This window comes from Enterococcus crotali (genome assembly GCF_000633635.1).
Taxonomy (GTDB): Bacteria; Bacillota; Bacilli; order Lactobacillales; family Enterococcaceae; genus Enterococcus_L; species Enterococcus_L crotali.
The window spans coordinates 141,539-156,322 of the sequence record NZ_AYPQ01000007.1 but is presented as its reverse complement, the minus strand read 5'-3'; the positions used below and the strand labels follow the sequence as shown (position 1 = coordinate 156,322).

Annotated in this window: 12 protein-coding genes and 2 pseudogenes; 1 reads left to right on the top strand and 13 read right to left on the bottom strand. The window is 36.0% G+C overall.

Features of this window, described 5'->3' with window-relative positions; all coding sequences use genetic code 11:
- Positions 1 to 31 precede the first annotated feature (31 nt).
- The 6 genes from murQ to V192_RS0115620 all read right to left on the bottom strand — a co-directional run bounded on the left by murQ (position 32) and on the right by V192_RS0115620 (position 4,939).
- Entirely contained in the window at positions 32 to 937 is a 906-nt protein-coding gene (gene murQ / locus V192_RS0115645) for an N-acetylmuramic acid 6-phosphate etherase (protein WP_025873264.1), read from the bottom strand.
- A 9-nt stretch (positions 938 to 946) separates the two neighbouring features.
- Positions 947 to 1,798: a MurR/RpiR family transcriptional regulator gene (locus tag V192_RS0115640; protein ID WP_025873263.1), complete on the bottom strand. Its 852-nt coding sequence runs from the start codon at positions 1,796 to 1,798 to the stop codon at positions 947 to 949.
- A gap of 20 nt (positions 1,799 to 1,818) precedes the next feature.
- Entirely contained in the window at positions 1,819 to 2,295 is a 477-nt protein-coding gene (locus V192_RS0115635) for a PTS sugar transporter subunit IIB (RefSeq protein WP_025873262.1), read from the bottom strand.
- 18 nt (positions 2,296 to 2,313) lie between these two features.
- Positions 2,314 to 3,132 (bottom strand): PTS system mannose/fructose/sorbose family transporter subunit IID, encoded by an 819-nt coding sequence (locus tag V192_RS0115630; protein ID WP_025873261.1) that lies wholly within the window; start codon positions 3,130 to 3,132, stop codon positions 2,314 to 2,316.
- Complete coding sequence (locus V192_RS0115625; RefSeq protein ID WP_025873260.1) at positions 3,125 to 3,928, bottom strand: PTS mannose/fructose/sorbose/N-acetylgalactosamine transporter subunit IIC; 804 nt, start codon at positions 3,926 to 3,928, stop codon at positions 3,125 to 3,127. The genes V192_RS0115630 and V192_RS0115625 overlap by 8 nt, the downstream gene beginning before the upstream one ends.
- A 201-nt stretch (positions 3,929 to 4,129) precedes the next feature.
- Positions 4,130 to 4,939 carry a LysR family transcriptional regulator gene (locus V192_RS0115620; protein WP_029948294.1) on the bottom strand — a complete coding sequence of 270 codons (810 nt, stop codon included), beginning with the start codon at positions 4,937 to 4,939 and terminating at the stop codon, positions 4,130 to 4,132.
- Between the two features lie 106 nt (positions 4,940 to 5,045).
- Between V192_RS0115620 and V192_RS0115615 the strand changes: the two genes are divergently transcribed.
- Positions 5,046 to 6,092: a YeiH family protein gene (locus tag V192_RS0115615; RefSeq protein ID WP_025873259.1), complete on the top strand. Its 1,047-nt coding sequence runs from the start codon at positions 5,046 to 5,048 to the stop codon at positions 6,090 to 6,092.
- A 141-nt stretch (positions 6,093 to 6,233) separates the two neighbouring features.
- Here V192_RS0115615 and psiE read toward each other — a convergent pair whose 3' ends face one another.
- From psiE to V192_RS0115575, 7 genes and pseudogenes are all read right to left on the bottom strand, one after another.
- Positions 6,234 to 6,680, bottom strand: coding sequence for a phosphate-starvation-inducible protein PsiE (gene psiE, locus V192_RS0115605; protein ID WP_025873258.1), 447 nt, complete (start codon positions 6,678 to 6,680; stop codon positions 6,234 to 6,236).
- A 748-nt stretch (positions 6,681 to 7,428) separates the two neighbouring features.
- Positions 7,429 to 8,279: pseudogene (locus V192_RS20455) on the bottom strand (formylglycine-generating enzyme family protein).
- Positions 8,280 to 8,294: 15 nt separating this feature from the next.
- Complete coding sequence (locus V192_RS0115595; protein WP_025873257.1) at positions 8,295 to 9,071, bottom strand: sulfite exporter TauE/SafE family protein; 777 nt, start codon at positions 9,069 to 9,071, stop codon at positions 8,295 to 8,297.
- Positions 9,068 to 10,180: a radical SAM/SPASM domain-containing protein gene (locus V192_RS0115590; RefSeq protein WP_025873256.1), complete on the bottom strand. Its 1,113-nt coding sequence runs from the start codon at positions 10,178 to 10,180 to the stop codon at positions 9,068 to 9,070. Before V192_RS0115590 ends, V192_RS0115595 begins: the two co-directional genes overlap by 4 nt.
- Before the next feature lie 97 nt (positions 10,181 to 10,277).
- A complete protein-coding gene (locus V192_RS0115585; protein WP_025873255.1) occupies positions 10,278 to 11,750 on the bottom strand; it encodes a sulfatase in 1,473 nt (490 codons plus the stop codon).
- A 12-nt stretch (positions 11,751 to 11,762) separates the two neighbouring features.
- Positions 11,763 to 13,663, bottom strand: a pseudogene (locus V192_RS20450) (beta-glucoside-specific PTS transporter subunit IIABC).
- A 101-nt stretch (positions 13,664 to 13,764) separates the two neighbouring features.
- Positions 13,765 to 14,589: a PRD domain-containing protein gene (locus V192_RS0115575; RefSeq protein WP_025873254.1), complete on the bottom strand. Its 825-nt coding sequence runs from the start codon at positions 14,587 to 14,589 to the stop codon at positions 13,765 to 13,767.
- Positions 14,590 to 14,784: the final 195 nt, after the last annotated feature.

Sequence of the window (14,784 nt, the reverse complement as noted above, 5' to 3'; positions counted from 1 at the left end):
AACTCCTCCACTCAAACTACTTATTCTGTTTCTATTCTTTTGTTAGTTCACCAAGAACGTCTGAGATACGTCGATTATGGCGCTTCAACAGTTCTTGCGCTTCAGTTAAATCGATTTGCCCTTTGATCATGACGATTGCTTCAGCTACATGATTTTGTGCCTTTTCCAAATATTTTTGTGCGGTGGTCAAATCAACGCCAGTTGCATCATGAATAATATGAACGGAGCGTTGAACTAGTTTCTCATTTGTTGGTTGGACATTCACCATTAGATTTTGATAGACATTTCCTACTTTGACCATGATTCCGGTTGAAAACATATTTAAAACCATTTTTTGAGCAGTACCTGCTTTCATACGAGTTGAACCAGTGATTACTTCTGGTCCAACAACGGGTGCAATACCGATTGCGGCGATTCTATTCATTTCACTGGCTTCATTACAAGTCACAGCAATCGTCAAAGCATTGACTTTTTTAGCATATTCTATTGCACCAATAGCATAAGGTGTTCTACCACTAGCAGCAACCGCAATAACCACATCCTCAGACGTCAGCTCATGTTTTTTTAAATCCGCTTCAGCTAATACTTTTGAATCTTCTGCTCCTTCAACTGCTTGAAACATCGCTTCTTTTCCACCAGCAATTAGACCGAATGCCTTATCTGGCGAAACACTATATGTTGGCGTTAACTCAATCGCATCAAGGGTTCCCAAGCGACCCGATGTTCCTGCACCACAATAAATCAGTCGGCCGCCTTTTTGGTAACGTGCTGCTGCTTGGTCAATTGCTTCAGCCAATTCAGGTAAAACTTTTTCCACTGCTAAGGCGACTTTTTGATCCTCCTGATTGATCAGTTTTACCATCTCGATCGTTGATAATTGATCGATATTCATACTTGCTGCATTCCGTGATTCAGTGGTCAATTCATCCAGCTTCATCCTTCATCCCTACTTTTCTTTCAATTTCTCTACAAGTTTTCTTGTGTCCATCATATTTTTTTCGATCGTTGTCTCTAAATCATCTTGAATCGAGCCTAAATAGAGGACATCGCCTACTGCCATCGTTGAAGCAATGGATGCCACGGCCCCAACTCTTAGTAAATGTTCATTCGCTGGAACAAGCAGAACTTCATCGCTCACTTTTACGATTCGCTCACTTTCATTTCTAGTGATAAAAATAATTTTACTTTTATTTTGCCGAGCAATCTCACAGGCAATCAAGACTTCTTTTGACAGCCCGCTATATGAAATAGCAATCAGAACATCCTCAGGTTTAGAATAATTTAGAAATTCAAATTGCATATGCACATCATAGTTGAACACAGCCTTTTTTCCTGCCCGATTGAATTTATGATACAAATCATAAGCTGTTAATGATGAAGAGCCTATTCCGATCAAGTAAACAGTTTCTGCTTGTTTGATTGCATCGATCGATCGTTTCAGTGCTTGTTTGTCGATCAAATCAAATAAATCTTCAATTGTTGTATTTAGCAAAGATTCGACCTTTGCACAGAGTGTTTCGATAGAATCAGTTGCCGCGACAATCGGATCGATTGCTTTTGGCGTGTGTTCAGCGCCTTGTTTTGTGGCGATTGCAAGCTTTAGTTCTTCCCAACTATCAAATGTCAGTGATTTAGAAAAACGCGTCACTGAAGCAGGGGAGGTCCCGCTATTGGATGCGATCTCATTGGCGGTCAATGAAAGAACCAATGTTGGATCTTTTAATATATAATCTGCGATCTTTCGGTTGACCTTAGAAAAATCCTTGTATTTTTGTCGTATGATTTTGATAGCATCCATATAGCTTCAGCTCCTGCTTTTTATTTAATAAAATTTAAAATCGTTTCATCAGATTCAGATGGAATCATTTGTGCCGTAATTTTTATGCCTTGTCCGTCCAAACGCCTAATTGTTTGGATATCCGTTTCAGTTACTGCCACCGACTTCTTGATAGGCTTGCTTCCTTCTTTTTGCGAGATATTCCCTACATTAAATGCTTTTAATGGAACCCCGCCATCAATCAAATCAGCCATATCTTGAATATCTTTGGTAATCAAAAAGACCCTTTCATCATCGTAATTACCAGCTAAGATTTTTTCAATTGCTTTTCGTTTTGATAAAATAGATAGTTTTACGCCAGCAGGTTTTGCCATTTTTAGTGCGCCGATCTGCAGTTGATCTTTAACTGCTAAATCGTTGACCACCATGATTCTTTGAGCTCCTAGAGTATTTGTCCAAACAGTTGCCACTTGTCCATGGATCAAGCGTTCATCCACACGTGCATTTTCTATTGTCATCCTTATCATCCTTTTCTTTTAAAATAGATTTCCGATCCAAGATGTGATTCCTTGTAAATTACCTAAAACCATTCCGAGTAAAATCAAGACAAAAATCAAACGGGTCGAATTCATTTTTTTCTTTCCTAATAACCAATAAGACATCATAACGATCGACAACGGAATCAAGGCTGGTAAAATTTTATCCAGCATCTCTTGAATAGACAAAGTGACTTCTCCCATTTTATAGGTCAACTCTAGTTTATAAGTTATCACAGAAGGAATCAATCCTCCAACAACAGTTAATCCGAGAATTGCTGCTGCTTGTGTCAAAAGTTTCATCTTATCAGCAAATTCTGTGGCAATTTTTTTCCCTTGGTTGTACCCGATCCAAGTAAATTTATAACGTACCCATAAAACTGCTGCTCCAGCAATGATCGGAATCGCTAACCCAAAAGCTTGTCCACCTTGGGCCATATAAGCAGCGATCGAAAAAACAATTGCTCGATAGATCGCAATGAAAAGTGTATCCCCTACGCCAGCAAACGGACCCATCAAACCTGTTTTTAAGCCTGTGATCGCCTGATCATCTTCGATCCCGATTTTCTCTTCTAATGCCATATCTGCTCCGATGATCAAATGCGACATGGCTGGTGTTGTATTGAAAAAGCCCATTTGTGTTTTAAGTGCTTTTTTCATTTTTTCAGGATCGTTGCCATATAAGCGTTTCAACGCTGGCATAATCACATAGGCATACCCAATACCTTGCATTTTTTCATAATTCCAACCCCATTGTAAGCTGAAGAGATTTCTCAAATATACTTTATTAATATCTTTTTTGGTTAATTTGTTAGTCATCGATTTCTACCTCCTCATCGTCTTCATAAACAACTGTGCCAGCTGGTGTTGCACTCCCTTTATTGTTTTGATTCATCACATAAATCGCCGCTAACGCTAGACCAACTAGTGCTACACCTAATACAGAGAAAAAGGCCGCCCCATACGCAAGTAATACAAAACCAATAATAAAATACGGCCAGTAGGTTTTGATGGGTAAGTAGCGCATCAAAATAGCGATCCCCATTGCTGGCAAAATTGCACCTGCTGCTTTTAGACCATTCATGACCCACATTGGAATCCATTCATTGATCACCGTTACAACTTGTTCACCAAAGGCTAATCCAATGAAAACTGGGATCACACGAGACAAGGTCCAAGGAAAAATACCTAGCACATTACAACGTTCCACGCCTTTATAATTTCCCTCAGCTGCATATTTATCTGCTTTATGTTGGAAAAAAGTATTCGTCATGCGTCCTAGAATATCTAATTGTGTCAACAGTAATCCTATTGGTACTGCAACCCCGATCCCATACTCAGCACCTTTACCTGAAATAATCGCATAGGCTGTTCCCATTACCGCGCCAGAAAGAAAATCCGGCACCGTTGCTCCGCCATAAGTCGCCACACCAAGTGTCATCAATTGTAAAGTTGCCCCAATCATCAAACCTGTTTGAACATCTCCTAAGACCAAACCAGTAAATGTTGCAGCAAATAACGGTGTATATGGACCAATTTGGATAGAAATTTGGTCTAATACACCTATTACAGTGTAAATACATAAAATCAGAATAATGCCGATAGAAATTTCCATTTTGCTTCCTCCTTCAATTAAAAGCTTCACTAACCCAAAAAAGAATGCGCTTTCTTCCTGTGCACAAATCATATCATTTATGAAACTTAATTTCAAGTTAAATATATTTTAAAAATAAAAGAAATTAAATTTCTTTCCGAGCGTAAAAAAATATGGAGGTCAAGACATAACTTTATGCGTCATGTCTTGACCTCCACGTTTTTAGTAGTAGTCCTTTACGAACTTATCGATTTCTCGCAATTGCGTTGATTCAATATGTTGTCTCTTAATGAAATAAAAACTTCTTTGGTACTCTTGACCTAAAGAATGCCAGTTTACGTTTTTAGGTAATGCTTTCTTCGATATGATCGATTGACCTATTCCTTCTTCCAAACATCTGACGATCATTTCATTATTTTTGATGATCATCTTCTGAGGATTCAAGTTATGTGCCAAAAAGTAACGTTCCGTATAATGAAATACACCAGAGTTTTCTTCTCGAACTAACCACAGATTCTGAGAAAAATCACCTGCATGAACTAATTCATCCGACAAAATCTCTTGCCGAATAATTAAATCGGTTATTAGCGGTTTTTCGATAAAACCAAAATGCGCTTGATGTTTTTCGATTTTATCCAACACTTGTTCAGAATTATCCATATCTAGAATAAACGCTACTTCTGGAAATTGCCGCATCAGTTGCTTCATCAATTCTGGCAGATAATAAACAGCAAACGTATTTGAAGCAACGATTCTGCAGGTCTCTTTAGGCATTGCTTGTATGCGCAAAGCTTGTAGCGTATCTTCCCAGTCATCTGATAAGTTAAGCAAATGATTATACAAAATATCTGCTTGTTTGGTCGTGATGACCTCTTGCCGTCCATTACGAACAAATAACTGGATGGCTAGCTCTTCTTCCAACTGTTTGATTTGGTTAGAAACTGCTGGCTGTGAAATAAATAATCGTTCAGCTGCTTTTGAAAAATTCTTCGTTTCGTATACACTACGAAACGTTTTCAGTAATCTAAACATAGAGACCCCTTCCATTCGTTTTAGTTATAGATATTATTCTAACTATTTATTTCTCAAATGCAAATTATTTCGTTATACTAGGTTTATAGATAAACAAGGAAAGAAGATGAATGATTTAGTGAAAAACAAAGATACCAAACACTCTTACTTAACAAAATCGATGGTGATTTTGCCTGGGCTGCTCACCGCTTTTATTGTCGCTATCATCAGTAAAATAGCAGCAATCTGGTTGCCGACTTTAGGCGCTGCAACGATCGCTATCTTACTAGGTATTTTATTAGGTAATACTATTTTAAAAAATCCTATTCTGGAAAAAGGCACAAAAATAGCTGAGAGCAAACTATTAGAATTTTCAGTTGTGCTCTTAGGCGCGACCGTTACCTTTCAAACTATTGCACAAATCGGACTCAAAGGCGGGATTTTTGTTCTTTTACAAATGAGCTTAACCATTCTAGCTTCCTATGTACTTGGCAAAAAAATGCAGTTTTCAGATAATATGTCTTTATTGATGGCTGGTGGGAATGCCGTTTGTGGTTCTTCTGCAATTGCTTCGATTGCTCCAGCTATTCACGCAAAAGAAGAAGAAAAAGGCCAGATCATCACATTAGTCAATTTATTAGGGACTATTTTAATGCTGCTATTGCCAATCGTCGGCTCTATTATTTATGGAAGTGATATTCTTACAAAAAGTGCTTTGATCGGCGGAACCCTGCAATCTGTTGGACAGGTTGTAGCAAGCGCAAGTATGATCAATGGACAAGTTGTCGAGCTGGCTATGTTGTTTAAAATCATGCGAATTATGTTGTTGGTCGTTGTTGTTTATCTTTTCAGTCAGTTTAAACAACAGATATCGACCACCCCTACACAAGCTGAAGCAACTACTAAGAAAACAGGTTCGGCCTTGCCATGGTACGTTGTTGGTTTCGTTTTATTTTGTATTCTTAACAGCCTGATCCATTTACCCCAAGCATTAAGTCAAACTGCCCACTTCTTTAGCGGCTGGTTTGAAATCACTGCTTTGGCTGCGATTGGTTTACGTTTAGACTTTCAGAAATTCTTTAAAGAAGGCAAACGCTTTTTGATTTATGGCTTATCCGTCGGTCTCATTCAAGTTCTCTTGGCCATCGGACTGATTGCTTTGTTATCTATTTAATTTTACTAAAAAGGATGACTTAAAAGCATGTATTCATATAAAAATCCCGAAACAAAACTAAAAGACAGTTTTGTTTCGGGATCTAAATACGAATAAACGGTTGGATCAGAAGCAACTCCTTCTGACCCAACCTCTTTTATATCATTGTTTTTCTTTTTCATCTAAGTGGGGTTTAAAACCTGCATAAGATTTATTGCCGCTTAGGTTTAATACAAATAGTACAATAACGAGTGATAAAATCGATACAGATAATAACAAGGTTTGTACAGCATCACCATGAAGAACCATCAATTGTCTTAAGATAGCCGTAATACAAATCAGAATCAAATACCTGATCGGAATATGATGACCTTCTTGAATATAGCGGATCACCATCATAATAAACTCAAATAACATAAAAAATGCCACTACTTCTTGCATTACGATCGATAAGTTTTTAGGTGTCATTGGTTTTGTGATAAATGTGCTGATATCAAATAATTGCCGTATCATAAAAATCAAAATCAGTAGGGCAAGTACGCCTAAAACAATATCTAAAACCCAATTGACATATTTTTTCATTATCCCAAATCTTTGCTCTTCTTTCATCGTTGTCCTCCTTTTGTTTCTAGGGCTAGCGATATGCTAGATAAAAAAAAATTTAATTACAGTAATCTACTTTAAGACGACCACAACACTTTCTTTATAAGAATAATATAACATTTTTTTTAGATGATGTAAAAATCTAAATCTGAAAGAACGCCCTCTCTATGCCAAACGCTTAGGAATTTTTTTAACAAACCTAAAATAAACAAGCTTTTTTACCTAAAAAAAGTAAATAGCACATATTGATTTCAATACATTTCTAATATAGAATAAATTTGTACATATTTTTATTTCAAAGAATGAAAAGGATTTCATGGATGTCTTCTCTTTTATAAAAAAATGAACACAAGGAGGAATACTATGAATTTGTTTTAATAATAGCATTAGAGCAAAAAAAATACCCACTCAAACCGAGTGAGTATAAACGTTGATAAATCAACAAAAATTTAATTATTTAGCTAAAGCACCTTTAGCTTGGTCATATGATATAGCATGTGTCACTTACTAAGAACACGAATTAAAAATCAAGAATTGCTTAGCAAATATAATCATACTCACTTCAATTGATATCAACAAATTTCATATTAATCTGGGTCATTTTCTGGGTCAATCTACAAACTCATCATATAAAAATCTGGGTCAATAATGTGGGACCTATAGGATGAGCATTTAAATATCTAAACAAAAATAGAAACTATTAAGCTAATAGCTGTTTTATCCTTTACCATCAACTGAATTTTTAACTGTCAAATTACTTCACACATCTAAAACCTAAATTATTTGCAGCAGACATTCCAGTATTTCCATTCCGGCAGAAAGCCGATATCTTTTACAATAGGACGCGTGGCACAAAAAGGACCCTCCGCGTGTGGCATAAGTTTTATCTTTAGTTATTTGATGGTGTGACCAGTAATAAGCACTGTCCTTTTCCTTAAATTCTGTTAAATCAATTCGTGCAGGGTTACTACACCATTCCCAAACGTTACCGATAGGTTGATACATTCCATATGCATTAGCTTCATACCATTTGGCGGGCGCCGTGTTGGTAAAACCATCTGCCAATGTATTTGTTCTCGGAAAATCACCTTGCCAAATGTTACATTGGTAAGTACCATCTTTTAAAAATTCTTCTCCCCAGTAATATTTTTCAAACTCAGTTCCCCCTTTAGCAGCAATTTCCCACTCTGCCTCAGTAGGTAGTCGTTTGCCAGCCCATTGACAATAAGCAACAGCGTCATTTCGAGAGACTTGAACTACTGGATGATCCCACCTGGCTTCAATTGAAGAATCTGCTCCTTCGGGATGAGACCAATCAGCCCCAGCTACTGCGTACCACCAGCCCATATTAGGAACTAATTCACTTTTCATTTTTGTCTCTTCACTCAAAAAATAATGAAAAACAAAGGACCAACCAAACTTCTCTGCTTCGGTAATATAGCCAGTTTCCTTAATGAATGAAGCAAATTCTTTATTGGTTACCGTTGTTTCATCAATCATAAATGCAGGGTGTTGGATAGTTATTTTCGGACCTTCATTATCTGTAGGAAATCCATCTGGTTGATCTGTCCCAATTTGAAACGTTCCTTCTGGAATAGCAATCATCCCGTTCCCTTCTTTCTATAATATTTGATAAGCATTATAAAGATTTATAAATAGCACAAGAAGAATGACACTCTGAAAAACAATAGTAACCTTTTCTGGTGATAAAACATTACTGAGTTTTGCCCCCAGTAATCCCCCAATAACTGCTGCTGGAATCACAAACCACAATATTGTTAAATCATACCGACTAAATCCTGTCGTAAGAGCAACTGTAAGCAATTTGGCAAACTGTGAAAAGAAAATTGTACATATAGAATAAACAGTTGCATCCTTAATAGGTAATGAGAACAGTAGCATAAGTAACGAAACATTTATTGGACCACCACCAATACCTAATAAACTAGCTAAGAATCCTAGGATTAAACCACAGCTAAAATACCAAATAACATGTGTAAATTGAAAATTTTTCCAGTTATATTTTGTATACATGAAAGCAAAAATCAAGGTAATTATTGTTAGTGTAATTTGAATCAATTGCACGGTATTATTATTTCCAAACCAGTTCAAAAAAGCCTCAAATGCTAGATTTCCAAAAATCCCACCTAACACTGCTCCAACAGATACCCAACTGACAATTTTCCAATTAAACTTGCGACCACTAGTCAATTGACGCGTAGTAGAAACGACGGACATCGTAAAAACCGCAGTGGCAGAATAAAAGGATATTGCTGCCACATCATGCGCACCAATGAAGTCAAAAATAGGCTTAATGATTACGCCACCGCCCATTCCAGAAACTGCTCCAACAGTATTGGCTAAGACAATTACAATAAAGTAAAGAATTCCTATCACATATTCACCTCCCGCAACAAAATCAATATTTCTTCTATTTTTGGTATAAATTCTTGAAGGAGTTTCTGATAGCCACAATAACCGTATTCGTCAATGTATACCGCGTCCTTCATTCTTTTACATCCACCGCCGCACATTTGCTGAAAAGGACAACTTTGACACTTTTCTGGAGTCACTGGTCGTTCACAAATAAATTTATGGGAAACATCCTGTTCAAACAATTCTCGTAAAGTATTCTCTTGAATATAGCCAATTCTATACTCATCTAAAACATAAAAATCACAAGGATACACACTGCCATCTGCTTCAATGACGTATTGAACTTGGCAATTTCCCAGAATGCCACAAGCAGTTACTTGCTGCCTAACTAACAAATTAATCAAATCATCAAATAACTTGATACTTATATATCGTCCTGTCCGTAATTCATCCAGCCAAAGTTTAAAAATTCTTTGATAAAACTTGGCAAAACCTCTTGGTGTCAAAGGATAGCTGCTTTCTCCTCTTGCATCCAGGTCTTCTAAACAAGGAATAAACTGGACATAATCAATTCGTTGCTCCTTTAAGAAATGAAAGATTTTTTCTCCTTCATCTGCTAACGGACTCATTAATACACATAAAATATTGTAGTCAATAGCATAATGATCAAAGAGTTTTTTGGTTTCTAAAACGAGATGAAAAGTGCCTTTCCCTCTTGAATCTATACGATTCAGGTCGTGAAACAACGGATGACCATCAATGGACAATCCTACAAGAAAATTATGTTTTTTTAGAAATTTACACCACTGATCATTAATAATGACGCCATTAGTTTGAATCGCGTAGTTTACATGTACTTGTTTGTTTTGTTGAGCTACAAAATCAGTAATGTGCTCAAAATAACTTAACCCTGCCATAGTCGGTTCACCGCCTTGAAAAGCTAGAGTTAATTCATCACCATCTTCTAAATCGAGGTAAATATTTTCTAGCATTGCTGTCGCAATCTCATGTTTCATTTTTCCATACGAACGAACCTCTCTGAGTGAGCTAACATTGGCATAAAAACAATACTTACAGCGAAGGTTACACAGCGAAGATGCCGGTTTGATTAAAACCGATAAATGTTTCATTCCATCACCTTTTTTCTGAACTCCTTACTTATTAGCTTTTTATCGAAAAAGGAACGAAGCCTTAGAAATTTTTACCAAAGATTGGCTAATTTCTTCTCTATTTTTCGAGACCTAATCGTTCATATTCACTATCTGGCACTTCAATTCGATCCATAATTTCCACTAATTTTCGAATCATTTTGTTTTCGATTTTTTTATCTTTAATTGGGTGTTCTTGCTTAGGATCATTTATTAAATCAAATAACAAATGTCCAATAGAATATGAATCAATATATGTTGATACTGGTACTTCGGTATAAGGATATTGGTTTGTAAAGCGATTTCCTGGCTTAAGTGCTAATTGATCTAAAACATCTTTTTTTAGAAAACCTCGAATCATGGAATAATTTAAAGTCTGGATAGTAATTGGACCATTATCAGGGTAAACAGATGCTCGCATATACACATAACGTCCATCATAAATATTCACATGTCCGCCATTCGTACCAAAAATAATTTCTGGATGAAGCAGTATTTCTTCATTTTTTAATGCAGGTAGTAAAGATTTCCCATCCATGTCTAGCTCATTCTCAATTCCAAAATAATCAAGTAAAGTGGCTGGAATATCAATTGTTTGACTCAAAGTTTGACAATGATTGCCCACTTTACTATCTGGGGTACTAATGAAAAATGGAAGGTGGATAATTTCTTCATACATAGGTGCTACATTTTTTCCTAACCAATCATGTTCACCTAACAAAAAACCATGATCGGTATTAATTATGATTAATGTGTCCTCCCACATATTATTTTCATCTAAGTAATCCAATAGTTTTCCTAGATGTTTATCACACATACTTATTAATGACGCATATTCTTTTTGTAGTCCCGTTAAGTCATTTTCAGTAATATCTTCCGTAATTCGTCCATATTTAGGCCAGAAATAAGGTTGATCTGTCGGTTGCTCTTGATAAAGTTCTCGATACTTTTCTGGAACGAAAAAAGGTTCATGAGGATCAAAACATTCAATTTGTAAGAACCAATCATCTTCTGTTCGGTATGCTTCCAAAAACTCTAGTCCTGCTTGAATTGTTTGTATGCTAGACATTGTTTCTTCAGTGCGTTGCTTGGTTCGATTTGCAAAATGTTGATCGACAGAAATTCCTGTCTTATTTAAAGAGTTCTGTTGAGGATGGTTCTCTCCTGCTTTTCTGGGAATCCAACGATCTCCTTCTTGCCCACGGAATCCTTCCCAAGTTGAATAACGATTATGATAGGTCGCCCCACCATCTTCAAAATAATGAGAATGATCTGTCACTAAATGACAATAAATCCCATTATTTTGCATAACTTCAAAGATAGAGTGATCAAAAGGTTCCAATTGCCCCCACATACGATGCATAAAATTATAGCGTCCTGTATGCAACTCACGACGGGCTGGCATACAAGGCATGCTACCTCCATAGAATTGATCAAAAGTTGTTGTTTGTTCCCTCAATCTTTGAAAATTTGGAGTTTTCATCCATTCATTTCCGTAATTAGATAAATATTCTCGTGACAAAGTATCGAACATAATCATTATTGCTCTCATGATCTCACTCCTTTATTTGATAATAATCAATTCTTTTTCTTCGACTTTTTCTAACACATCCAAATATTCTTTCGTATTTGTAACAACAATTGGTGTATCAATAGAATAGCCTGCTTCTTGAATTGTTTTTCCATCAAACTCCAACAATAGTTGTCCCTTCTTGATCGTATCTTCTTGTTTTACCTTAGATACAAAATATTTTCCCTCTAAATTCACGGTATCCATTCCAATGTGGATCAATATCTCAATCCCATCTACTGATTTCAAGCCAATTGCATGATTTGTTGGAAACAATGTTTCAACCGTACCGTCAAAAGGAGCATATACTTTTCCCTCGTTTGGTCGAACAGCAAGCCCTTTTCCTAATAATCCTGTAGAAAATGCTGCATCATCGATTGCTGATAACGGAAGAACTTCGCCAGCAATAGGTAATGGAACCACTACTTCTGTCATCAAATCATTTTTCTTAGACTCTACTTTATTTTTTTCATTGTCTTTTCTACTCTGTGCTTCTCGGTCTTCTTTAGGATCATATAGGAAAGTTAGAGTTAAGATGAACGACAGTACAAAAGCAACTACAATTGCAATAACATAGCCATAAAATCCATTTCCTATCCCACTTTCAGGACTAATATAATTTGGTAAGCTAAAAATCCCCATTCCTCCCATAATGAAAGATTTGGTTCCGAAGATACCCATTATTAATCCACCAACAGAAGCTGAAATCAAAGTAGCAATGAATGGTTTTTTCGTGGTAAAGTAACTCCATACAGTGATGGCTCAGAAACACCAAACAAACTAGAAATAAAAGCCGGAATACCAATTGCTCGAACAGAGACATTACGAGATTTGATAATTACTGCTAAGACAGCTCCAGCAGTTGCAAACGGCGTTGCTTGTCCTAAAACCATCACAGGATCATAACCTAGTACACTGATATTATTGATTGCAATCGGAATAATCCCCCAATGTAAACCAAACATTACTAAAACTTGCCAAATAGCTCCTACAGCAATTCCTGCTACAATTGGACTAAAATTATAAATTGTTAAAACGAACTCACCTAGCAAATCTCCAGCCCAAGTTGCTATAGGTCCAATAATAATAAAAGTTAAAGGAACCATAATTATTACTGTTAGAAAGGGAACTAAGAAACTTTTTAGTATGCTAGGAATAATGCGAGCTAAGGATTTTTCAAGTTTACTACCAAAAAAAGTTGAAATAACGATTGGAATAACGCTTGAACCATAACTCATCAAAATAACTGGAATTCCTAGAAAAGTAATATAGATCGGCGACTCAAAAATTGTTCCTGAAAACAATGTATATAAGGGCTCTGCATTAGTTGTTAGACCAGCAATAGTCGGATAAACTAATGCTGCCCCCAAAGCCATCCCGACAAATTGATTCAGTCCAAATTTTTTGGCTGCTGTGTATCCTAAAAAGATAGGGAAAAAATAAAAGAAACAATCTCCTGCAGCTTGTAAGATGGCATAGGTCCCAGAAGTATTTGTAATCCAACCTAATGATACAAATAGAACATTCAGTCCTTTAATCATCCCTGTAGCAGCTAACAGACCCAAGACAGGTGTGAAAATTCCTGAAATAATGTCAATAAAGCTATCCAATAATCCTTTCTTTTCCTTAACTACTTCTGTTTCTGTTGACAACCCTGAAAGTTCAATAAATTCCTTGTAAACATCTGGAACGTGATTACCAATAACAACTTGGTACTGTCCCCCACTTTGAACTACGGTCACAACTCCAGGTAGTTCTTTTAATTCTTCTGTATTTGCTTTTTCTTCATCTTTCAAGTTGAAACGTAAACGAGTAACACAATGAGTCAGTCCATTGATATTCTCTTTTCCACCAACATCTTTTAAAATTTCTTTTACTAATTTTTCGTAGGCCATTTTTTTCTTCCTTTCTATTTTTAACTAAAAAAGGCAAGACAAACAAAAACCTTCAACTAAGAAAGCTTCTGTCAGTCTTGCCTGCTTTACCAGTAACAACCCTAATCGTTCTCTATTAATTTTTGAATATGCAAGGTTAAATATAACTGCTCATCATCATTTAAAGTTGATTCTAAATATTCTTCAACTAGCTTCATTGTACGAAATGCTTGATTGTATTGCTCTTTTACATGTGCTAACAACGGATTCGGCTTCGATTTATCTTCTGATCCATTCAAACGTTGAAAGAAAAAACGTAGATGAGTAACGAAGCGATCGTAAGCTAATGAATTTTCGTTAATTGTTAACTTGTTTGATAAACGAATAATTGCAATAATATCTCGGATTTTTTTAGCAATGATTCTGGCATCGATCATTTGATCTCCGTTTTCATTTATCTGAGCATTGATCAGGTGCATTGCAATATTGCCTGCTTCTTCATCCGCTAATGTTACTTTCATTTTTTTTTCGATTAGGTACAGTGCTTGTTTTCCTATTTCAAACTCTTTGGGATAACTTTTTTTAATTTCCCAAGACAGACGGTTATGAAGAGAAATTCCTTGTTTATAAAGCTTAATTAAATTGAATAGATGATCTGTCAAAGACATATAGAGCATTTCACTCAACTCGTAGTCTAATTTCTCCTTTGCCAATTGAATAATATCATCTGTCAATGAAAAGTACTCAATTGGTATAGAAGAAATTAATTTTTCAAATCGTTGATACGAATTCTTTTCTTTCAAGACAAAGATTTTTTCTATTTTACTTTCATCAGCTTCTAAACCAGGCTTCATTTGAAATCCTAATCCCGTTCCAATCCATATAGAATCTTTTCCATCTTTTCCGACCAAAACTGCATTGTTATTGAGTATCTTTTTGATCTTCAAGACTTGTTTCACCTCCTTAATTACAAGAAAAAGCTAAAAACAGGCATACCTTAATACGGGTATAAGAATTACACCTGTAATAAGGTATAGCCTGCTTTACCAGTAACTACCCATTCAATTAATGTAAGTATAATTGATTCTAAATCATATTGCAAGCGTTTTTCTTTTCGATAATATTTATATTCCACAAAAAAA